Here is a 21,276-nt window from a genome sequence, read left to right on the forward strand (position 1 = left end):
TGTGGATCAAAATTGGCCGAACCAGGAGGGGTCAGGAATCCTGCGCCGCGTCGTCGTCCTGCAGCACGCGCAGGCCGGGGCCGACCAGGTCGTCGAACTGGCCGCTGTCGGACGCTTTGAAAAACACCCACAGCGCGCCGAAGACCAGGGCCACGCTCAAGGGAACCAGCAGATACAAGGCTTCCATAGTCTATCCTTTTTCATTACGCAGCCGCAGCGCGTTGAGGACCACCACGGCGGAACTGAGGGCCATGCCCGCGCCGGACAGCCAGGGATTCAGATAGCCCAGCGCGGCGGCCGGGATGGCCGTGAGGTTGTACAGCGTGGCCCAGGCCAGGTTCTGGCGCATCACGGCCATGGTGCGCGCGGCGGTGCGCGCGGTGTCGGCCACGGCGCCGAGCTGGCCGTTCATCAGGACCGTGTCCGCGTGGGCTTGCGCCAGCGCCGCGCCGCTGCCCATGGCGAAGGAGACATCGGCCGCGCTCAGCACGGCGGCGTCGTTGATGCCGTCGCCCACCATCGCCACCACCGCCCCCTCCTGCTGCAGCTCCTGTACATAGGCCAGCTTTTGCTGCGGCAGGAATTCGCCGCTGGCCAAGGGGATGTCCAGGCTGCGCGCCACGCGCAGCGTCAGCGCTTCGCTGTCGCCGCTGAGCAGCACCAGCTGCTTGCCCCGCGCGCGGAAATAGTCGACGGTGGCTTGCGCGTCCGGTCGCAGCGCGTCGCAGAGCAGGAAGCGCGCAATCCACGCGCCGCCGCTGCCCAGGTACACGGGAGTGCCGTCGCCGTCGCTGTCGCCAGGGGTGGCCAGCATGGCGGCGCCCGCAATGCCGGCCACAAAGGTTGCGTTGCCCAGCCGGTAGCGTATGCCTTGCACCGTGCCTTCCAGGCCCTGGCCCGGCAACTCCTGCACGTCTGTGGCGTTCCAGCGCGCCATGACGGCCGCTTCGCCCGCCGCCGCCAGCAGCGCGCGGCCGATCGGGTGCACGCTGTTCGCTTCCAGCGCGGCGGCCACTTGCAGCGCGGCGCTGGCGGCGGTGCCGCCGAGCGCATCGATGCGCTGCACCGTGGGCCTGCCTTGCGTGAGCGTGCCGGTCTTGTCGAACACGATATGGGTGGCGCGGTGCAGCGTTTCCAGCACGTGCGGGCGCACGATGAGCACACCCTTGCCCAACAGGCGGCCGGTGGCGGCGGCCAGCGCGGACGGCGTGGCCAGCGACAGCGCGCAAGGGCAGGACACCACCAGCACCGCGATCGCCACCGGCCAGGCGCGGGCCGCGTCATACCAGCTCCACCAGGCGAAGGCGGCCAGAGCGAACAGCAGCAGGCCGGCCACGAAGCGCGAGGCCGCGCGGTCCGCCCACTGCGCGAGCTGCGGCTTTTCAGCGCCCGCGCCTTCGATCAGCTTGAGCAGGCCCGAGAGCGTGCTGTCGCTGGCGGGCTTGTCCACGCGCGCCACCACCACGGCGCTGGCGTTGATGGCGCCGCCCGGCACGCTGGCGCCCCGGGCCATGTGCTGCGGCGCGCTCTCGCCGGTCAGCAGCGACAGGTCGACCGAGGTCTGGCCTTCGACGATCTCGCAGTCGGCGGCAAAGGCTTCGCCGGGTTTGACCAGGATGAAATGGCCGGCGCGCAGCGCGGAGGCGGCCACGGTGCTGCTGCCGCGTCCGAGCGGCCAGTCCGGCAGGCGCGTGGCGGAAGCGGGCAGGCCGTGCTGCATGCGCTCCAGCGCGGCGGATGCCTTGCGCCGCGCGGCCAGTTCCAGGTAACGGCTGCACAGCAGCAGGAAGATGAACATGGTCACGGAGTCGTAGTACACGTCGCCGTGTCCACGCCAGGTGGCGATGCAGCTGGCGCCAAAGGCGGCGGCGATGCCCAGCGCCACCGGCACGTCCATGCCGAGGGCGCGGGCGCGCAGGCTGTTCCACGCGCCACGGAAGAAGGGCAGCGCCGAGTAGCACACGGCGGGCAGCGTGAGCAGCAGGCTGGCCCACTGCATCAGCGCGGCCATGCTGTCGTCCAGCGTGCCGTCGTCGGCCAGGTAGGCGGGAGCGACGTACATCATCACCTGCATCATGGACAGGCCGGCCACGAACAGTTGGCGGCCCAGCGCGCGGCCGGCCTGCTGCAATTGCCTGCTGTGGCGGGCCGCGTCGTAGGGCCAGGCCTGGTAGCCGATGGCGTGCAGCGCGCCGAGTATGTCGGCGGGCTGGCAGCGGTCCTTGTGCCATCGCACTTGCAGGCGCTCGGTTGCCACGTTCATGCTGGCGTGCTGCACGCCGGGCAGCTGCATCAGGCGGCGTTCGATCAGCCACACGCAGGCTGCGCAGCGTATGCCTTCCACCAGCAGGGTTGCTTCGGAGTCGGCCGGGTTGCCGTCGCGCGCGGCGAAGCGGGGATCGGCGTTGTCGTACAGGGCCAGTTCGGGCGGCGCAAGGCTGGCTTGCGCGGCCGTGGCTGCGTAGCCGCTGCGTTCGCGGTAGTAGGACGACTGGCCGGCGTCGGAGATGGCCTGGGCGACGGCGGCGCAGCCGGGGCAGCACATATCATGCTCAACCCCGTCTATCAGCGCCGGCCAGCGTTCGCCGCCACCCAGCGGCAGGCCGCAGTGGTAGCAGTGGGCGGGCTGGGGAGAAGTCCACGCGGCCGTTGTTGCGGTATGCGCTGCGGCATGCACAGGATGGGTCATGGCCGGGCTCCGACGCACAGGGCGTCCATCCAGCCGTGGGCCGCGATGGCATCCGGCATGCCGAGCGCCTGCAGCAGCGGCGATGCGGCGCCGCTGGCGCGCAGCAGGCCCAGTAGGCCGAAGGCGAGCACCAGCAGGCCGCAGGCGGTGCGAACCGCTGGCCGCTGCAGTCCTTGCCGCACTTGCGCGCCCAGCAGGCCAAGCGCCGTCAGCATGGGCAGGGTGCCCAAGCCGAAGGCCAGCATCACGGCGGCGCCCTGCACGGCCGAGCCGCTCAGGGCTGCGGTCAGCAGCATGCTGTAGACCATGGCGCAGGGCACCCAGCCCCACAGGCCGCCCAGGCAGAGGGCTTTCAGCGGCGTGTCCATCGGCATCAGGGGGCGCAGCAGCGGCTGTATGCGCCGCCACAATGCGCCGCCCGTGCTTTCCACGCGCGCCAGGCCGCGCCAGGCGTTCATCAGGTAAAGCCCGAGGGCGACCAGCATCAGGTTGGCCAGCCCGAAGGCGGCGTTCTGCCAGTGCGCGATTTGCGCCAGGCTGGCCGCGCCCCCGGCCAGTCCGCCCGCAACGGCGCCGGCCAGCATATAGCTGCCTATGCGCCCGGCGTTGTAGGCAGCCATGCGCAGCGCCGTGCCGTGCACGGCGGGCGCGATGGGAATCACGCGCCGGCCTGACGGCATGGCGGTCAGCGCGCTGACTATGCCGCCGCACATGCCGGCGCAATGCACGCTGCCGGCCAGGCCGACCAGGAATACCGGCAGCAGGTTCAAGCCGTTCATGGCAGTGTCATTTCCGCTTCAGATGGTCTTCGAGTAGCGCAGCGGCTGGACATTGGCGGCGCCCTGGTCCTGCGCGCGCGGCATGCCGAGGTAGCGGTCGAACACCATGCAGATATTGCGCACCACCAGGCGGCCTTTCAGCGTCACCGACAGCCATTCGCTGTCGATGGAGACCAGCCCCTCCTGCTCCAGCGCGCGCAGCTGTTCCAGCTCGGCGGCGAAGTAGTCCGCGAAGCGCAGCGGGTAGGCCAGTTCGATGGAGGCGATCGACAATTCAAAATTGCACATCAGCTTTTGAATCACCATGCGCCTGAGCAGGTCGTCCGTATTGAGCTTGATGCCGCGCGCCACGGGCAAGCTGCCCTGGTCCAGTTTTTCGTAGTAGGCGTCCAGCGTTTTTTCGTTCTGGCTGTAGGTGCTGCCCACCGAGCCGATGGCCGATACGCCCACCGCCACCAGGTCCGCTTCCGCGTGCGTGGAATAGCCCTGGAAGTTGCGGTGCAAACGGCCCTGGCGCTGGGCCACGGCCAGGTCGTCGTCCGGCTTGGCGAAATGGTCCATGCCGATATACACGTAGCCGGCCGCGGTCAGTGCGCGGATGCACAGGGCCAGCATGTCCAGCTTGACGTTGGCCGGCGGCAGGTCGGCATCAAGGATGCGGCGCTGCGGCTTGAACAGGTGCGGCAGGTGCGCGTAGTTGTACAGCGCAATGCGGTCCGGGCCGGCCGCGATCACCTTGGCCATGGTCTGGCGCATGGTGTCCAGGGTCTGCTTCGGCAGGCCGTAGATCAGGTCTATGCTGATGGAGCGGAAGCCCGCGTCGCGCGCGGCCTGCATCACGGCCAGCGTTTCCGCTTCCGGCTGGATGCGGTTGACGGCCTTCTGCACGTCGGGGTCGAAGTCCTGCACGCCCAGGCTGACCCGGTTGAAGCCTTGCGCGCGCAGCGAGTGCACGCGATCGCGCGACACGGTGCGCGGATCGATCTCGATCGAATATTCGCCCTCCTCGTCCGGCGCGAACGCGAAGTTCTCGCGCAGGTGGGCCATCAGCTCCTCCATCTGGCGGTCGCTCAGATAGGTCGGCGTACCGCCGCCGAAGTGCAGCTGGGCGAGCTGGTTCATGCCGGAGAACAGCTTGCCCTGCATGCCGATTTCCTGCTTCAGATAGCTCAGGTAGGTGGCCGCCTTGCTGCGGTCCTTGGTGACGATCTTGTTGCAGCCGCAGTAGTAGCAGACCGTGTCGCAGAACGGAATGTGCACGTACAGCGACAGCGGGCCGCGCCCGCCGCCGCGCATCTTCTGTCCCGCCACGGCTTCCAGGTAGCTGCCGTAGCCGAAGTCCGGGTTGAAGCGGTCGGCTGTCGGGTAGGAGGTGTAGCGCGGCCCGGAGGTGCTCAGCCGGGTGATGGTGGCGGCGTCGAACTGCAGCGGCATGGCGGCGGTGGTGAGTGGCATGGCTTCCACCTCGCTTATGCGGCCAGGCGCTTGGCGCCGCTGCCCTTGTTGCTGTTCCGCTCGCGGATCGGGCTGACCTTGCTGCGTTGTTCAGGCAGCGCGCGCTTGCCGAACTTGAACAGGCTCACCGCCTGTTTCAGGCCGCCCGCTTCCACCGCCAGGCTGTTGGCCGCCGCCGCCGCTTCCTCCACCAGCGCCGCGTTCTGCTGCGTCACCTGGTCCATATGGGCGATGGCCTGGTTCACCTGGTCCACGCCTATGCTTTGTTCGCGCGAGGCCACCGAGATCTCGTGCATGATGGCCGTCACCTGCTTGACCGAGCTGACCACCTGCTCCATGGTGGCGCCGGCGCGGTGCACCTGCGTCATGCCGGCGCTGACCTTGCCCACCGAAACGTCGATCAGCTGCTTGATGTCCTTGGCCGCCACCGACGAGCGCTGCGCCAGGTTGCGCACCTCGCCCGCCACCACGGCGAAGCCGCGTCCCTGCTCGCCGGCGCGGGCCGCTTCCACCGCCGCGTTCAGCGCCAGGATGTTGGTCTGGAAGGCGATGCCCTCGATCAGGCCGATAATGTCCACGATCTTGCGCGAGGAGGCGTTGATGTCGTCCATGGTGGCGATCACGTCGGCCACGATTTCGCCGCCCTCTTCCGCCACGTTGGAGGCGGCCAGCGCCAGCTCATTGGCCTGCACCGAGTTGTCGGCGTTCTGTTTCACGGTCGAGGCGAATTCCTCGATGCTGGAGGCGGTTTGCTCCAGGCTGGCGGCCTGCGCTTCGGTGCGGCCGGACAGGTCGGCGTTGCCGGCGGCGATCTGGCGCGTGGCCACGGCCATGGTCTCCACATTGACGCGAACGTCGCGGATGGTGGCGATCAGGTTGCTGTTCATTTGCTGCAGCGCGCGCAGCAGCTGGCCCACTTCGTCGGTGGCGTGGGTTTCAAAGGTGCTCGACAGGTCGCCCGCCGCAATCGAGCGCGCGCCTTGCAGCGCCTGCTTCAGCGGCTGTATCACGCTGGTGCGCAGGGTGTACCACAGGAAGACATTGACCAGCAGGCCGATGAAGGTGGCGCCGAAGATGCTGTAGCGCGTCAGCGCCGAGGCGCCCTCGCCGAACAGGCTGGCCAGGCAGACGAACAGCAGCAGCGTGTTGACGCCGCTGGTGGCGGCCCAGATGCGGGTGGCCAGCGAGGAATGGCTCAGGCGCGCCAGCCAGTGCGCCACGCCGGTGCGGATCAGCTGGCCGTTCTTGATCGTCAGGCCCGCCGTGGCGCCGCCCTCGCGGATCTGGCGGTAGGCCTGCTCCGCTTCCTGCACCTGGGCGCGGGTGGCGCGGGTGCGCACCGACATATAGCCCAGCGTCTGGCCGTCCTCGCGGATCGGCGTCACATTCGCCTTGACCCAGTAGTAGTCGCCGTTCTTGCAGCGGTTCTTCACCATGCCGGTCCACGGCATGCCTGCGCGGATCGAGCTCCACAGGTCGGCGAAGGCCTGCGGCGGCATGTCCGGATGGCGCACGATGTTCTGCGGCGCGCCGATCAGCTCCTGCTCGCTGAAACCGCTGATCTGGACGAAGTAGGGATTGACGTAGACGATATTGCCGCTCAGGTCGGTTTTCGAGACGATGGCCTGGTCGTCTGCAAGTTCGACTTCGCGGTTGGTGACGGGTAAATTGGTGCGCACGGTGCTCTCCTGCTGGCTGTTTTTCTTGCTGTATCGCAAGACATATAGCCAGTGTACGGAGAGCGGCGGACAAATTTATTGATGTAGATCAAAAATGGCCGGATTGCGCCGGGCTCACTTTCCCGGTAGGGACTTGAGCAGGCTGTCGCGCAGGGCCACCACGCTTTTTTGCATTTTTGGAAACTCCTGGGCCGACAGGCCGCAGGCCTGGAACAGGTTGTTGCCCTCGGCCGCCTTGCGCCGCAGCTGCCGCCCTTCCTCGGTCAGGTTGACGATGACCTGGCGCTCGTCGGCGGTGGCGCGCTGGCGCGTCAGATAGCCCATGGCCTCCAGTTTCTTCAGGATGGGGGTGAGCGTATTGGACTCCAGGAACAGCTTTTCGCCCAGGCCGCTGACGGTCTGGTTCTCTTGCTCGGACAGCGCAATCACGGTGATGTACTGGGTGTAGGTCAGCCCCAGTACGTCCAGGATGGGCTTGTAGGCCTTGCCGAACGCCAGGTTGGCCGAATACACGGCGAAGCACAGGTAGTCGGCCAGCGGCAGGTCGGCGACGGCAAGGTCGTCTGGGGCGGCGGCGGGGGCAGGGACGGTATCCATGGGCTTTCCTTATCGGTGGAAAACCCATTATACATCGCATCCGATTCAATTGGCGCCGGCCGGCAGCGGACGCAGCGTGCCCACCGCGTGGCCCTGGGCGTAATCCACGCCCAGGCGGCGCACCAGCGCCAGGGTTTCCTCGTCCTCCACGTATTCGGCCACGGTCAGCATGCCCATCACGTGACCGACCTCGTTGATCGCTTTCACCAGCGCGTAGTTGATGGTGTTCTGCTTGATGTCGCGGATAAACATGCCGTCGATTTTCAGGTAGTCCACCGGCAGCGCCTTCAGGTAGGCGAAGGAGGACAGGCCGCTGCCGAAGTCATCCAGCGAAAAGCGGCAGCCCAGCGTCTTCAGGCGCGCCATGAAGGCCTGCGCCTGCGGCAGGTTGGCGATGACGGCCGTTTCCGTGATTTCGAAGCAGATGGCGGCAGGATCGATGCCGAATTCGGAAAACTGCTCGAGGATGTAGTCGTGCAGGCCCTCGTCGTTGAGCGAGGAGCCGGACAGGTTGACCGAATAGAGCGCCTCGGCTCGGTGGCCGGCCACGCGCCTGCCGTGGATATAGCGGCAGACGGCGCGTATCACCCAGCGGTCGATCGCCACCATCAAGTCGTAGCGCTCGGCGGCCGGGATGAAGGCGCCGGGCGGGATCAGCTCGCCTTCGTCGTTCTGGATGCGTATCAGCACTTCGTCGTGCGCCGCCTCCCCGGCCTGGCGCCGCTGGTCCGGCTGGCCGCCGGGCGCCGCCGCCAGGGGCACGATGGGCAGCGCGTACAGGCGGAAGGCGTCGTGCTCGAAGGCGTCGTTCAGGCGCGACACCCACTGCATCTCGCCCTGCCGCTGGGCCAGCTTGAGGTCCGATTCCATGTACAGGTGCACGCGGTTGCGGCCGTGCTCCTTGGCCAGGTAGCAGGCCTGGTCGGCCGCCATCAGCAGCTCCGTCATCGATTTGCTGTCGTGCGTCACTTCCACCAGGCCGATGCTGGCGCCGATGTCGAAGCTGCGGCTGTCCCACACGAAGCGGAAGTTCTTGATCGACTGGCGCAGCTGGTCCGCCACCAGCATGGCCTGGTCGGGCGGACAGTGCGGCAGCAGCACGCCCAGCTCGTCGCCGCCCAGGCGGGCCAGCACGTCGCTGTCGCGCAGCTGGGCCTGCAGCATCTTGGCCAGCAGCTGCAGCAGCACGTCGCCGGCGCTGTGGCCGCAGGTGTCGTTGACGATCTTGAACTGGTCCAGGTCGATGTACAGCAGCGCGTGCGAGTGGCCGTCGTGCTTGGCTGTGTGCAGCGCGGCGGCGATCTGCTGTTCGAACTCGCGCCGGTTGATCAGGCCGGTGAGCGGGTCGTGGCTGGCGTACCAGGAAAGTTGCTGGGTCAGCTTGCGCTCGTGGCTCACGTCGCGGAACACCAGCACCGCGCCCAGCATTTCGCCGCTTTCGGACCAGATCGGCGAGGCCGAGTCCTCGATGGGAATGTGGCGCCCGTCGCGCGTGATCAGCTGGGCGCCGTTGCTCACGCCGATGGACTGGCGCAGGCGCAGGCAGCGCCGGGCCGCGTGCTCGTCCTTGCCGGCCGGCTCGCGCACCTGGCTTTGCGCCAGCGGCGCCACGCCGGGTACCGGCGGCTCGTAGGCCAGCTTCAGCGTCTGCTCGATGGGCTTGCCGACGGCCAGCTCGCGGCTCCAGCCGGTGAGCTGCTCGGCCACGCGGTTGATAAAGCGCGTATTGCCCTGCGCGTCGGTGGTGGCCACGCCGTCGCCGATCGAGGCCAGCGTCACTTCCGCCAGTTCGCGCTGCGCCGCCGCCTCCAGTTCCCGCAGCTTGGCCTGGGTGACGTCCCAGACGACGCCCAGGGTGCGCACGGCCCGGCCATGCGCGTCGCACTGCGCGCATGCCTTGGCGGCCAGCCAGTGCATGCTGCCGTTCGGCCATTGCACGCGGTATTCGAGTTCATAGGGGGTGCAGCGGTCGGCGGCATCCTGCATGCGGTGGAACAGCTCGTCGCGGTCGGCGGGATGGACGAACTGCAGAAAAGCGGAGAATGGCTGCTCAAGCTTGATTTCAGGCAGACCCAGCAGAGTGGCGCCGTCGGCCGACCAGTACACCGTGCTGCCGGCCACGCTGCCATCGGCCAGCACCGAGTCCCAGACGGCCATATGCGCCGCCGACATGGCCATGCCCAAACGTGTGTCTAAATCCGACATGATGGCCTCCTCGTCAGGTTACGAGGATGAGACTGCGAAACTGGTAAAAAGTTCCGGGAGCCGCTAGCATGGGCGCACGAGTATCGGGATGGAGAAGACGGCATGGCGTCGCAGCAAAGCACGGTGGATTTTCTGGTGGACCAGATGGCGGGCGCGGGCACGCTGGCGGCGCGCAAGATGTTCGGCGAGTACGCCATTTATTGCGACGGCAAGATGTTCGCCCTGGTGTGCGACGACCAGCTGTTCATCAAGCCGGTGGAGGCCAGCCGCGCCTGGATAGGCACGCCGCAGGAGGCCCAGCCCTACCCGCAGGCCAAGCCCTGGTTTCTGATTTCGGGGGATTACTGGGACGAGCGCGAATGGCTCACCGAACTGGCGCGGCGCACGGCGGCGGCCTTGCCGCTGCCGGCGCCGAAAAAGAAAAAGGCTGCCAAGGCAGCCTAGTTCCTGGCCCTGGCCCATCAGGCGTCGCCGGATTGCGGCGCGGCGCTGCCGCTGCCCGCGCTGTCGCGCACGTTTTTCTGCACCGCCACCGCCGCGAACAGGCTCAGCACGAAGGACATGGCGTAGAAGCCCTTCTCGCTGGAGGCCAGCGTGGCGTTCCACAGGCCCACCGACAACAGCAGCAGCACCAGCAGCAGCGAGATCCAGCACAGGCCGAAATACAGATTGGTCACCTGCACGCCCTCGAGCCGGTCGCGCACCGACTTTTGCAGCGACACGGCGGCGAACAGGCCGTAGGCCAGCAGCGTGAAGTAATAGCCCTTCTCGTTGAGCTGCATGGTGGCGTTCCACAGCCCGGCCAGATAGGTGATCACGCCCACCAGCAGGGCGGCCCACGAAGCGCCGACGAAGGCGGCGGTTGGACGTTGCGGTGCAATCTTGTTCATGTAGCCTCCTGGTGTATGACTTGGGTATGCCGTATCTAATCAGAAATTTCAGTGCGAGCGCTTGAACAAACGCAAGAAACGGCCCGCCATCGTCACGCCCGCCAGCACGATGGCGCCGGCCACCACGCCGGCCACCGCGTCCAGCAGCGACGGCGTGACCGCCTTGAGCAGCGCGCCGGCGCCCGGCGTGGCGCCCATGAACTCGGCCGCATGGTGGATCACGTCGTGCGCGCCGGGGATGCCGTGCGTCAGGATGCCGCCGCCCACCATGAACATGGCCAGCGTGCCGGCCACCGACAGGAACTTCATCAGCTTGGGCGCGGCCGACAGCAGGAAGCGGCCCAGGCCCACCGTGAAGGCGCCCGCGCCGGGGCGCTGCGCCAGGTACAGGCCGGCGTCGTCCATCTTGACGATGGCCGCCACGATGCCGTACACGCCCACCGTCATCGCCACCGCGATGCCGGCCAGCACCGTCACCTGCTGCGCGAACGGCGCCTCGGCCACCGTGCCCAGCGCAATCACGATGATCTCGGCCGACAGGATGAAGTCGGTGCGCACGGCGCCCTTGATCTTGTCCTTTTCCAGCGCCACCATGTCCACCGCCGGATTGGCCAGGGCGGCCGCCAGCTCGGCGTGGTGGTGCTCGTCCTCGTGGCCGCCGTGCAGCAGCGGGTGGGCGATTTTCTCGAAGCCCTCGAAGCACAGATAGGCGCCGCCCACCATCAGCAGCGGCGTGATGCCCCAGGGCGCGAATGCGCTGATGGCCAGTGCGGCAGGCACCAGGATGGCCTTGTTCCGCATCGAACCGAGCGCCACCGCCCACACCACCGGCAGTTCGCGGTCGGCGTTCACGCCCGCCACTTGCTGGGCGTTCAGCGCCAGGTCGTCGCCCAGCACGCCGGCGGTTTTCTTGGCCGCCACTTTGCTCATGGCGGCCACGTCATCGAGGATGGTGGTGATATCGTCGATCAGGGCCAGCAGACTGGTGCCGGCCATCTCAGCAGCCCTCCGGGGCGGCAGGGGCGAGGAATGCGGGAGCGGGAGTGTTCATGGCGCGGTAGTGTGAGTGGATGCAGCGCCAATCTTACCTCATAAGCAACTGTCCGTAAGCAAGTGTTCGCGCAGGCGCGCTACAATGGCCGCTCGCAAAATCAGCTCGGGAACTCAGCATGGCCTTCAGCACCTGGATCACCTTCGTTATCGCCGCCTCCATCATTGCCGTGTCGCCCGGTTCCGGCGCCGTGCTGTCGATGTCGCACGGCCTGTCCTACGGCGTGCGCAAGGCCAGCGGCACCATCCTCGGCCTGCAGGCGGGCTTGCTGCTGGTGCTGGCCATTGCCGGCGCGGGCGTGGGCTCGCTGCTGCTGGCGTCCGAACTGGCCTTCAATGTGGTGAAGACCGTGGGCGCGCTGTACCTGATCTGGCTCGGCTTCAGCCAGTGGCGCGCCAAGGTGCAGGCCGCGCCGGGCGGGGCGGACGCGGCGGCGGACGGCGCGCAGGCCAAGGCCGTGCTGCCTTCGCTGCAAAAGCGCGTGTTGACCGGCTTCCTGACCAATGCCACCAATCCCAAGGGCATCATTTTCATGGTGGCCGTGCTGCCGCAGTTTATCGCCCAGGACCACCCGCTCGTGCCGCAGCTGCTGATTTTGGCCGCCACCATGTGCACCATCGACCTGGTGGTCATGCACAGCTACGCCTTCCTGGCCTCGTCCATGCAGCGCTTCTTCCGCGACGCCAAGTCCGTCAAACGCCAGAACCGCGTTTTCGGCGGCCTGCTGATGGCGGTCGGCGCGGCGCTGTTCTTCGTCAAGCGCGGCGGCGCCCACGCCTGATGTGGAACGGATGTGAAAACATTTGTAACGGCCGTCGTCTGAACCGCAATTGCGGCGTTAAATAGACTCATTACATCCTGGAGTGCCGCCATGGGCCGCAAATTCGTACACCTGATCCTGTTGACCGCGCTGGTCGCCGTCAGTTCGCTGGCGCTGGCCGGCGACGATCCGCCTGCCCGCGTGGGCCGCATTTCCAGCGCCGAGGGCCAGGTTACGGTCGAGGCCGACGGCGAGCAGGCCAGCGGCAACCTGCTGAACTGGCCCGTGGCGGGCGGCAGCCGCGTGACGGCCGCGCCGGGTTCGCGGCTGGAGTTCCGCATCGGCTCGGCGGCCATCCGCCTGGACGGCGACTCCAGCCTGGAAGTGGAGGCGCTGGACGATGACAGCCTGCGCCTGCGCCTGAACTACGGCAGCGTCAGCGTGCGCCTGCGCAGCGGCGAACTGCTGGGCGACTTTGAACTGAACACGCCGCAAGCGCGCATCACCATGCTGGAGCCGGGCCTGGTGCGCGTGGACAGCGAGCGCCAGCCGGACACCAGCGTGATCTCGGTGCTGGCCGGCGCGGCCAGCGTGGACGGCGGCGGCGCCGCCCTCACGCTGCGCGCGGGAAAACGCGCCGTGGTGCAGGGCGAGCAGGTCAGCACCGGCCAGGCGCAGCGCGACCGCTTTGACGACTGGGTGCTGGCTCGCGACAAGCGCGACGAGAACTCGCAGTCGCTGCGCTATGTGACGGCGGACGTCACCGGCTACGAGGAACTGGACCAGTACGGCAGCTGGCGCGAGAGCGAGGACTACGGCCCGCTGTGGTCGCCCCGCTCGGTGCCGGTGGGCTGGGCGCCCTACCGCGACGGCCGCTGGACCTGGCTGGACCCGTGGGGCTGGACCTGGGTGGACGACGCGCCCTGGGGCTACGCGCCCTCGCACTACGGCCGCTGGGTGATGCTGGACGCGCGCTGGTACTGGGCGCCGGGCCGCATCACCTCGCGTCCTGTCTGGGCGCCGGCGCTGGTGGGCTGGGTGGGCGGCAGCAACTGGAGCGTCGCCTTTGCCGACCGCCGCAACGGCCCCGGCGTGGGCTGGTATCCGCTCACGCCGCGCGACCGCTTTGTGCCGAACTACCGCGTGTCGGCCGAGCATGAGCGCCGCCTGGGCTGGAGCCACCAGAACAGCGTGCACTGGAAGCCGCAGCGCGAAGTGCGCCGCGAAGGCGTGACCGTCTTGCCGCGCGAGCAGTTCGATGCGCGCCGCACCGTGAATGTGGGCAAGGCGCCGCGTATTTCGCTGGCGCCGAACGACGCGCGCAATGTGCCGCTGTCGACCGCGCCGATGCCGGCCAACCGCGTGTGGCCGGGCGCGGTGACGCCGGGCCGCGTGATCGAAACCCGCCGCGACCGCGATCATGAACGCGACAACGCCGCTGAGCGCCAGCCGCGCATGAGCATCAACCCCGGCCAGAACCGCGCGCCGGCGCAGCAGCAGGCCATGCCGTTCGCCCAGCCGCCGGCCGCCGCGCCGCAGGCGGCCGACCGGAATGGCGACGAGGACCGCCGCCGGGCGCGCGAGGAGAATGACCGCCGCGAAGCCGGCCAGCGCTGGAACCGCCAGTCGATCCAGGCGCAGCAGCAGGCCCAGCCGCAGCCGCAGCAGCAAGCCCAGCCGCAGCCACCGGCGCAGCATCCATTTGCGCAGCCGGCGCAAGCTGCGCCGTCGCCGGCGGCCCAGTTCCGCCAGCGCGACGACGGGGCCGAGCAGCGCATGCGCGAACAGCGGGAGCAACGCGATCAGCAGCGGGCGCAGCGCGAACAGCGCGATATGCAAGCCGCCCGGCCTGCGCCGGTGGCCCAGCCTCCGCAGCCACAGCCGCAGCAAGCCCAGCCGGCTCCCCGTCCGCAGCCGCCGCCGCAAATGCAGGCGCCGCAGCCGAGGCCGCAGCAGCAGCGCGACGACGATAACAACAATGGCCGCCGCAGGGGCGGTGACAAGGATGAGCACAGGCAGCGCGAATAATGTCGGGAACACACTGCGTTTCAGGCCGGGATTTTGCACTTCCAGGCCGCGAATTATGCAGTTCATCACATTTTGATGGCGACTAGGGGCCACTTTTCATACAGTGGCCTCGTCACAAGTTCCCGACTATTTTTTTTTCCGCTGTATAAAAAAATAGTTTTTCGAGCCGGCTACCCGCCGGCTCTTTTTTTATTTACCGTCCGCCAGATGCCGTATGCGCGCCCGCCATTCACCCAGCGCCGACAGCGCGTCGTGAAATTCGCGCTCTATCAAATCCGCCTCGCTTGGTGTAATCTTGCCATCTAGTAAAGATTGTGAAACGGCCTCCGCCACATCGCCCACCTGGCTCATCACCCTGCACACGGTTTGCGACAGGTCGTCCTTGGCCACTTGCTCCGGCACCGGCACCACGAAAGCGGCCATGCCATGCCGTGTCAGCAGGGCGTGCAGGGGCAGCAGGGCGTCCTTCACGCCGGCTTTCTGGCACAGTTCTATGATGGCCGACACCTCCTCGAAGGAGGGGTAATGCGATGCAATCGACGGGGACAATTTGTTACGCAGCACGTTCACGGAAATCCCCATGCTTTGCGACAAAGCGTCGATTCCACCCGGATAGCTGCGCGCCACGGTGTACAGCGCGTCGTGCTGGTTCATGTCTGAGTACTTGCGGGTCATGGTGAAGCGTGTCCTTTTTTACCGATGCATTTAAATGCATCGGTCATTATGCTGTTATTCATTCAACTAGAGAGGTTGGGGAAATGAAGAAGTCTCTCCGCACTGCAATAGCGCTGGCCTTGTCGATGGCCCTGGCCATGAACGGCGCCTATGCCGACACGCGCCCGGCCAAGAGTTCCGGCTCGTTCAAGAGCGGATTTTCGTCGCAAAAGAGCAGCACTGCAAGAAATAACACCGCCCCAAGTAACAAATCGGGCGGCGCGGACAGCGCGGCCAGCCGGGGCGGCAACACCTCGTTCGGCTCCTTCGGTTCGTCGCGCCGCGCGCCGGACAGCGCCGCCGGCACGCGCAACCAGTCCGCCATGTCGCAGGACTTGTCGAAGCGCCAGGCCGAGGAAAACGCGCTGCGCGCCATGGACAGCCGCCGCGCCGCCCGCGAAGCCCAGCAGCGCACTTTGCCGCCGCTGGACCCGGTGGTGCCGCGCCAGCCGCAAGGGCCGCAATACGGCCAGCAGGCGCCGCAGTATGACAACCGTGGCTACGACCAGCGCGGCTACGACAACCGGGGCTATGACCAGCGCGGTTACGACCGCAATGGCCGCCTGGCCACCGCCGGCGCCGCAGCGGCGGGCGCGGTGCTGGGCTCGATCCTGACCGCGCCGGCCCACGCCAACCGCGCCCCGGTCCAGGCACCCGCGCCGTCCAACGTGCCGGCAGATATCGGCGCCCTCGGCCCGGTGGACCCGGCCAGCGGGGACGGTTCGGCGGCGGGCACGGCTGCGGCTACCGCCACGGGCAACACCGCCGGCATGGACGCCGCCGAGGCAGCGCAAGCCCGGCAGGCAAAGAAGGAATCGGGCGGCCTGGGCTGGTTGGGCTGGGCGCTGCTGATCGGCCTGGGCTACGTCGGCTGGCGCCTGCTGCGCGGCAGGCTGATGAAGCCTAAAGCCGGCCGCAACTACACTTTGGGAGATTGAGATGGGCTGGAAAGATGCAATCGATTACGTTCGCGGCGCCGCCACCAGGCACGGCCTGGCCGAAGCGCCGGCCGACCAGCAGTTGCCGCTGGGCGCGCGCATCGGCAGCGTGGTGAACCTGCAGCAGTCGCCGCTGCTGCGCGCCAGCACCGCCGGTTCGCTGATACGCATGCCGAACGGCAGCGACACCCGCATCCTGGCCATCTCGCGCATCAAGCTGAACCTGTCCGGCAAGCTGTACCGCTACTACCTGGACAAGGGCGACGACGCGGACGACGAGAAGTTCCTGCAAGTGTATGTAAACGAGCAGGGCCAGGTGGCCGAGATCCTGTACTGCACCCAGCTGGCCCGCGTGATCCCGGAAACGGTGGAGGACCAGGAAGCCTACACCGGCGAAGCGGGCTACGGCCTGGGCGACGCCAGCTACACCCTGTGGCGCGGGCAGCTGGGCGATTGTGGCCTGGACCCGCGCGACCTGGAACTGGCCTTCGGCAGCGAGGAAGGCCTGGTCTACCAGCGCGACGCCGGCAGCCCGGACGCGGAATTCGTGGCGCCGTTCAACGGCACCGAAACCCGCATCGACGACGCCGGCGGCATGGGCGGCTTGCAGCAGCAGATGTATTTGATGCCCTATGTCCGCGAGCTGAACGGCGCGGGCCGGGAGTTTTTGCTGATTACGACGGAAATACTCGCCAGCGTGAACGGCGATGCAGGGAAACGCGGTATCCATGTCGACTTTGTCATCGGCATACCGGTTGAGCAGGAACGTGTCGTCATCCAGTAAGGACGGCGGCGCGCACACGGCAGTTCCATCTTAACGAAAGGAAGGACAACATGAGCAACTCGAATGGCTGGGGTTTAACCGCGCGTCTGATTACCAAACACTTCGGCGCCCTGGGCGACCGCGTCTCCGAAGCGATTGCCAATTTCGATCCCGAAACGGCAACCGAGGCCGACCGCGACCGCCTGGCCGACACCTTGCGCGCCACGGCCCAGAAGCTGGCCGCCGCCCGTTCCTCCTTTGAAAAGGAGCATGCGGACGTGGTCAAGCTGCAAGAGCTGATCGCCAACGACGAAAAAGCCGCCGAAACCCTGGGCGAACGCCTGGCCTCGGGCCGCATCTCGGAAGCGACCATCAACCTGTTCTGCGACGAGCTGGAGTCGAACAAGGCGCGCCTGCCGCTGGAAATCCAGGAGCAGGCCGACGCCGAGGAGTATATGAACGAGCTGCAGAAGATCGTCGACGCGCTGTCGCAGCAGCTGGCCGACTTCGACGCCGCCGCCAAGAAGGCGTTGCAAGCGCTGGCGCAAGCCAACGCCCAGCGCGACCTGCAGCAGGTGCGCAGCGAGCGCCAGGAGCAGCTCAACGGCCTGAAAGGCTTGCAGGGCAATTCCAGCGCCCTGAACGCGCTGACCCGCCGCGCCCAGGCCGTGAGCAATGAAGCGGCCGGCATGAAGATCGTGGCCGACATCGGCCAGCGCCCGCACGACCAGGCCGCCGAGCTGGACGCGATCCGCAAGTCCGTCAGCAACCCGGGCGCCGCCGGCGGCGAGTCCGCGCTGGCCCGCCTGCAGCGCCTGTCCGGTAAAACCGCCACGGCATAATCAGGCCATGCATGCCGCCGGTATTGTGACCGCGTTACAATACCGGCTGGCATTCATTTTCTGGAATTATCATGGCAACAGCGATCCCACCGGGCGAGTCCCTCATCGAATACCCGAGCGATTTCCCCATCAAAGTGATGGGGCCGACCCATATCGACTTCGCGGCGACCATCGTGGAAGTCGTCATCAAGCACGACCCGACCTTCCACAAAGGCAAAATGGAAGAGCGGCCGTCGGCCAAGGGCAACTACACCGGCCTGACCGTCACCGTGCGCGCCACCAGCCGCCCGCAGCTGGACGCGCTGTACACCGAACTGTCGGCTCACCCGATGGTAAAAATCGTTATGTAACCAGATGGCGCTGCCGCGCCGGAGCGCACCATGAGCCTCACCCTCTACGTCGACAGCCAGTTCACCAGCCCTTATGCCCTGTCCGTGTTCGTCACGCTGAAGGAAAAAGGCCTGCCCTTCGAACTGAAAACCGTGGACCTGGACGCCGGGGCCAACCTGGTGCCGCCCTTCCGCGACCTGGCGCTGACCGCGCGCGTGCCGGCGCTGGTGCACAACGGCTTCGTGCTCACCGAGTCCAGCGCCATCAGCGAATACCTGGACGAAGTGTTTCCTGCGCCCGAATACCACGCCGTGCTGCCGCGCAATGCGCAGCGCCGCGCGCTGGCGCGCCAGGTCCAGGCCTGGCTGCGCAGCGATCTGATGCCTATCCGTCAAGAACGCAGCACCATCACCGTGTTCTACGAGCCGGCCACGCAGCCGCTGTCGCCCGCAGCGCGCGCGGCGGCGGACAAGCTGGTACGCGCCGCAAGCAAGCTGGTGGACGGCCCCAGCCTGTTCACCCGCTGGTGCGTGGCGGACACCGACCTGGCCGTCATGCTGATGCGCCTGATCAAAAGCGGCGACGAGGTGCCGCAGAAGCTGAAAGACTACGCCGAGGCCCAGTGGCAGCGCGCGCCGGTGCAGGAGTGGCTGGCGCTGGTGCCGAAAAAATAGGCACGGCAAGAAAGTATTTCAGCACTGACTTATAATGGCGGCATGTCTATCGCCCCGGCACTGATACGCCACCTCGGACAAGCCGAGTACGAACCCACCTTCGCCGCCATGCGCGCCTTCACGGACGCGCGCACGCCCGAAACCCCAGACGAGCTGTGGATCGTCGAGCACCCGCCCGTGTTCACGCTGGGCCTGGGGGCGGACCGCGGCCACCTGCTGGCCGGTGCTGCCGCCATCCCGGTGGTGCAGACCGACCGCGGCGGCGAGGTCACTTACCACGGCCCCGGCCAGGTGGTGATTTACCTGATGATGGACCTGCGCCGCAACAAGCCGGGCGGCAAGCTGTATGCGCGCCAGTTTGTGTACAAAATCGAGCAAGCCATCATCAATGTGCTGCAGGCGTATAATCTCGGCGGTGAACGCGTCGAGGGCGCGCCCGGCATTTATATTGCCGCCGGCCCGAAAAAGGGCGCCAAAATCGCCGCGCTCGGCCTGAAAGTGCGCGGCAACGGCTGCACCTACCATGGGGTGTCGCTGAATGTGGGTATGGACCTGGCCCCGTTCACCTGGATTAACCCTTGCGGCTATTCTGGACTGGAAACCATCGACATGCGCTCCATGGGAGTGGAAGCGCCGCTTGCCGACGTGCAGCTGGCGCTGGCCAACGAACTGGTGCGGCTGCTGGAAGCAGCTGTTCCCGCCGAAGAAACTACTGTATCAATTTAAGCCTATGACCACCGAGACCCCTTCCAGCACCGCCCCCGCCGCCCCAGCTTACAACGCAAGCGAAAAGCAAAAAGGCGCCAGCAAGACCTCGCGCATTCCGATCAAGATCACGCCCATCGAGCAGATCGAGCGCCTGAAAAAGCCGGAGTGGATCCGCGTCAAGGCCGCCTCCGCATCGACCCGCTTCTACGAGATCAAGGACATCCTGCGCGAGAACAAGCTGGTGACCGTGTGTGAAGAGGCGAGCTGCCCGAACATCGGCGAATGCTTCGGCAAGGGCACGGCCACCTTCATGATCATGGGTGACAAATGCACCCGCCGCTGCCCGTTCTGCGACGTCGGCCACGGCCGTCCGGATCCGCTGGACGTGGACGAGCCGCAAAACCTGGCCAACACCATCGCCAAGCTGCGCCTGAGCTATGTGGTCATCACCTCGGTGGACCGCGACGACCTGCGCGACGGCGGCGCCCAGCACTTTGTCGAGTGCATCACCAAGACCAAGGAACTGTCGCCCAAGACCCAGATCGAAGTGCTGGTGCCGGACTTCCGCGGCCGCCTGCAGAAGGCGCTGGACATCTTCGCCAACGGCCTGCCGGACGTGATGAACCACAACCTGGAAACCGTGCCGCGCCTGTACAAGGAAGCGCGTCCGGGTTCGGACTATATGCATTCGCTGAAGCTGCTCAAGGACTTCAAGGCCATGTATCCCGGCGTGAAGACCAAGTCCGGCATCATGGTGGGCCTGGGCGAGACCGACGAGGAAATCCTGCAGGTGATGCGCGACATGCGCGAGCACGACATCGACATGCTGACCATCGGCCAGTACCTGGCGCCGTCCAACAGCCACCTGCCGGTGCGCCGCTACGTGCACCCGGACGTGTTCAAGATGTTCGAGGAAGAAGCGTACAAGATGGGCTTCAAGCACGCGGCCGTGGGCGCCATGGTGCGTTCCTCCTACCATGCGGACGAACAGGCGCATAACGTACTGGAAGCCGTGTAAGCATGGCCGCGCTGCGCCTCGCGCCCTCGTGGGAGGCGCAGCTGCAAGACCAGTTCGGGCAGCCCTACTGGGCGGCCCTGAACGCTTTCGTCAAGGATGAATACGCGGCCGGGCCATGCTGCCCGGACGACGCCAGCATCTTCCGCGCCTTTGAGCTGACACCCTTCGACGACGTCAAGGTGGTGATACTCGGGCAGGATCCTTACCACACGCCCGGCGCGGCGCAGGGCTTCTGCTTCTCCATCCCGGAAGGCAACCGCCCGCAGCCGAGCCTGCAGAACATCTTCAAGGAGTTGGGAGAGGACCTGGGCGTGGCGCGCAGCCGCACCGACCTGTCGGACTGGGCGGAGCAAGGCGTGTTCCTGCTCAACAGCGTGCTGACGGTGCGCGCCCACGAAGCGGGTTCGCACGCGCGCAAGGGCTGGGAACAGTTCACCGACAGCGCCATCCGCCGCCTGTCGCAGGAGCGCGAGCACCTGGTGTTCATGCTGTGGGGCAGCTACGCGATCGCCAAGCAGGCCCTGATCGACGGCAGCAAGCACCACATCATCACCTCGCCCCACCCCTCGCCGCTGTCCGCCTACCGCGGCTTCTTCGGCAGCAAACCCTTCTCCCGCGCCAACAGCTACCTCGCAGCCCAGGGCCAAACGCCGATCAGCTGGGCTTGAGTGGACGCTGTGTCACGGCCTCTTCTTTGCGGCATGTTTTACGCGGAGAATTTCGATACAGCCTTTGTGGATGCGGTAGATGACGAGATAGTTCGGGTGGACGACCATTTCGCGGGTGCCCGCTTTGCGGCCGATTCTGTACAGCGTCGGCTGAGTGGTTAGCTGATCAGTTTTCTTCTCGATGAGTTCATCCAGCTTGAGCGCCGCTGCAGGGTTGTCTCTGGCGATGAAGTCCATAATGCGCTCGCGGTCCGCCAATGCCATTGGCCTCCAGAGCAGCCTCAAGGCTAGTCGCCTTTGATGCGTTTTTTCAAAACTTCGCGCTTGGCTGCAAAATACCGCTTTACCTCGTCGTTAGGAATACTTGGACGAGGATCATGGATGGCATCGTCCACTTCGGCGGCCAGCCATTCGTCGTAGCTGGCGTCGGAGTCGGGCGGTACGGCAGGTGCAGCGCTATTTTTGCTTCCTGCAGTCATCAGTTTCTC

General features: G+C 66.7%; 23 protein-coding genes. 11 read left to right on the forward strand and 12 right to left on the reverse strand.

The genetic code is table 11. The annotated features are described in order from the left end of the window. Positions 1-31 precede the first annotated feature (31 nt). The 7 genes from ccoS to GTP77_RS01090 form a co-directional block, all read right to left on the reverse strand. Complete coding sequence (ccoS, locus tag GTP77_RS01060) at positions 32-187, reverse strand: cbb3-type cytochrome oxidase assembly protein CcoS (RefSeq protein WP_161070308.1); 156 nt, start codon at positions 185-187, stop codon at positions 32-34. Between the two features lie 3 nt (positions 188-190). Beyond that, entirely contained in the window at positions 191-2,689 is a 2,499-nt protein-coding gene (locus tag GTP77_RS01065) for a heavy metal translocating P-type ATPase (RefSeq protein WP_161070309.1), read from the reverse strand. Continuing rightward, positions 2,686-3,468: a sulfite exporter TauE/SafE family protein gene (locus GTP77_RS01070; RefSeq protein WP_161070310.1), complete on the reverse strand. Its 783-nt coding sequence runs from the start codon at positions 3,466-3,468 to the stop codon at positions 2,686-2,688. The genes GTP77_RS01065 and GTP77_RS01070 overlap by 4 nt, the downstream gene beginning before the upstream one ends. A gap of 18 nt (positions 3,469-3,486) precedes the next feature. Continuing rightward, a complete protein-coding gene (gene hemN / locus GTP77_RS01075) occupies positions 3,487-4,923 on the reverse strand; it encodes an oxygen-independent coproporphyrinogen III oxidase (RefSeq protein ID WP_161070311.1) in 1,437 nt (478 codons plus the stop codon). A 14-nt stretch (positions 4,924-4,937) separates the two neighbouring features. After that, the gene (locus GTP77_RS01080; RefSeq protein WP_161070312.1) at positions 4,938-6,602 is read right to left on the reverse strand and encodes a methyl-accepting chemotaxis protein; all 1,665 of its coding nucleotides are present in this window, start codon (positions 6,600-6,602) and stop codon (positions 4,938-4,940) included. Between the two features lie 114 nt (positions 6,603-6,716). After that, a complete protein-coding gene (locus GTP77_RS01085; RefSeq protein ID WP_161070313.1) occupies positions 6,717-7,199 on the reverse strand; it encodes a MarR family winged helix-turn-helix transcriptional regulator in 483 nt (160 codons plus the stop codon). Between the two features lie 45 nt (positions 7,200-7,244). Continuing rightward, positions 7,245-9,404 (reverse strand): EAL domain-containing protein, encoded by a 2,160-nt coding sequence (locus GTP77_RS01090; protein WP_161070314.1) that lies wholly within the window; start codon positions 9,402-9,404, stop codon positions 7,245-7,247. A 102-nt stretch (positions 9,405-9,506) separates the two neighbouring features. Here GTP77_RS01090 and GTP77_RS01095 point away from each other — a divergent pair, with 102 nt between their 5' ends. Beyond that, a complete protein-coding gene (locus GTP77_RS01095; RefSeq protein WP_161070315.1) occupies positions 9,507-9,848 on the forward strand; it encodes a TfoX/Sxy family protein in 342 nt (113 codons plus the stop codon). Between the two features lie 17 nt (positions 9,849-9,865). On the opposite strand, the gene yiaA is transcribed toward GTP77_RS01095, so the two are convergent. Together yiaA and GTP77_RS01105 are read right to left on the reverse strand one after the other, a co-directional pair. Beyond that, positions 9,866-10,294, reverse strand: a complete 429-nt coding sequence (gene yiaA / locus GTP77_RS01100) for an inner membrane protein YiaA (protein ID WP_161070316.1) — start codon at positions 10,292-10,294, stop codon at positions 9,866-9,868. A 48-nt stretch (positions 10,295-10,342) separates the two neighbouring features. Continuing rightward, positions 10,343-11,290: a DUF808 domain-containing protein gene (locus tag GTP77_RS01105; protein WP_161070317.1), complete on the reverse strand. Its 948-nt coding sequence runs from the start codon at positions 11,288-11,290 to the stop codon at positions 10,343-10,345. A 173-nt stretch (positions 11,291-11,463) separates the two neighbouring features. On the opposite strand from GTP77_RS01105, the gene GTP77_RS01110 reads away from it, so the two are divergent. Next, positions 11,464-12,126, forward strand: a complete 663-nt coding sequence (locus GTP77_RS01110; protein WP_161070318.1) for a LysE family transporter — start codon at positions 11,464-11,466, stop codon at positions 12,124-12,126. A gap of 90 nt (positions 12,127-12,216) precedes the next feature. Continuing rightward, positions 12,217-14,133 (forward strand): DUF6600 domain-containing protein, encoded by a 1,917-nt coding sequence (locus tag GTP77_RS01115; RefSeq protein WP_161070319.1) that lies wholly within the window; start codon positions 12,217-12,219, stop codon positions 14,131-14,133. A gap of 189 nt (positions 14,134-14,322) precedes the next feature. On the opposite strand, the gene GTP77_RS01120 is transcribed toward GTP77_RS01115, so the two are convergent. Further along, entirely contained in the window at positions 14,323-14,808 is a 486-nt protein-coding gene (locus tag GTP77_RS01120) for a phage regulatory CII family protein (protein ID WP_161070320.1), read from the reverse strand. A gap of 83 nt (positions 14,809-14,891) precedes the next feature. On the opposite strand from GTP77_RS01120, the gene GTP77_RS01125 reads away from it, so the two are divergent. The 8 genes from GTP77_RS01125 (at position 14,892) to GTP77_RS01160 (ending at position 20,788) form a co-directional block, all read left to right on the forward strand. Further along, positions 14,892-15,785, forward strand: coding sequence for a hypothetical protein (locus GTP77_RS01125; protein ID WP_161070321.1), 894 nt, complete (start codon positions 14,892-14,894; stop codon positions 15,783-15,785). Between the two features lies 1 nt (position 15,786). After that, the gene (locus GTP77_RS01130) at positions 15,787-16,569 is read left to right on the forward strand and encodes a DUF2491 family protein (protein ID WP_161070322.1); all 783 of its coding nucleotides are present in this window, start codon (positions 15,787-15,789) and stop codon (positions 16,567-16,569) included. A 50-nt stretch (positions 16,570-16,619) separates the two neighbouring features. Then, a complete protein-coding gene (locus GTP77_RS01135; protein WP_161070323.1) occupies positions 16,620-17,390 on the forward strand; it encodes a hypothetical protein in 771 nt (256 codons plus the stop codon). A gap of 71 nt (positions 17,391-17,461) precedes the next feature. After that, positions 17,462-17,740: a DUF493 family protein gene (locus GTP77_RS01140; protein WP_161070324.1), complete on the forward strand. Its 279-nt coding sequence runs from the start codon at positions 17,462-17,464 to the stop codon at positions 17,738-17,740. A gap of 30 nt (positions 17,741-17,770) precedes the next feature. Then, positions 17,771-18,394, forward strand: a complete 624-nt coding sequence (gene yfcF / locus GTP77_RS01145) for a glutathione transferase (protein WP_161070325.1) — start codon at positions 17,771-17,773, stop codon at positions 18,392-18,394. Positions 18,395-18,436: 42 nt separating this feature from the next. Then, positions 18,437-19,120 (forward strand): lipoyl(octanoyl) transferase LipB, encoded by a 684-nt coding sequence (gene lipB, locus GTP77_RS01150; RefSeq protein ID WP_161070326.1) that lies wholly within the window; start codon positions 18,437-18,439, stop codon positions 19,118-19,120. A 4-nt stretch (positions 19,121-19,124) separates the two neighbouring features. After that, on the forward strand, positions 19,125-20,120 hold the full coding sequence (gene lipA, locus GTP77_RS01155) for a lipoyl synthase (RefSeq protein ID WP_161070327.1): 996 nt from the start codon (positions 19,125-19,127) through the stop codon (positions 20,118-20,120). 2 nt (positions 20,121-20,122) lie between these two features. After that, positions 20,123-20,788, forward strand: a complete 666-nt coding sequence (locus GTP77_RS01160) for a uracil-DNA glycosylase (RefSeq protein WP_161070328.1) — start codon at positions 20,123-20,125, stop codon at positions 20,786-20,788. A 12-nt stretch (positions 20,789-20,800) separates the two neighbouring features. On the opposite strand, the gene GTP77_RS01165 is transcribed toward GTP77_RS01160, so the two are convergent. Together GTP77_RS01165 and GTP77_RS01170 are read right to left on the reverse strand one after the other, a co-directional pair. Next, entirely contained in the window at positions 20,801-21,073 is a 273-nt protein-coding gene (locus GTP77_RS01165; protein ID WP_260048236.1) for a type II toxin-antitoxin system RelE/ParE family toxin, read from the reverse strand. Between the two features lie 2 nt (positions 21,074-21,075). After that, positions 21,076-21,267, reverse strand: coding sequence for an antitoxin PaaA2 family protein (locus GTP77_RS01170; RefSeq protein WP_161070330.1), 192 nt, complete (start codon positions 21,265-21,267; stop codon positions 21,076-21,078). Between the last annotated feature and the right edge of the window lie 9 nt (positions 21,268-21,276).

Source organism: Pseudoduganella aquatica, assembly GCF_009857595.1.
Taxonomy (GTDB): domain Bacteria; phylum Pseudomonadota; class Gammaproteobacteria; order Burkholderiales; family Burkholderiaceae_D; genus Rugamonas; species Rugamonas aquatica_A.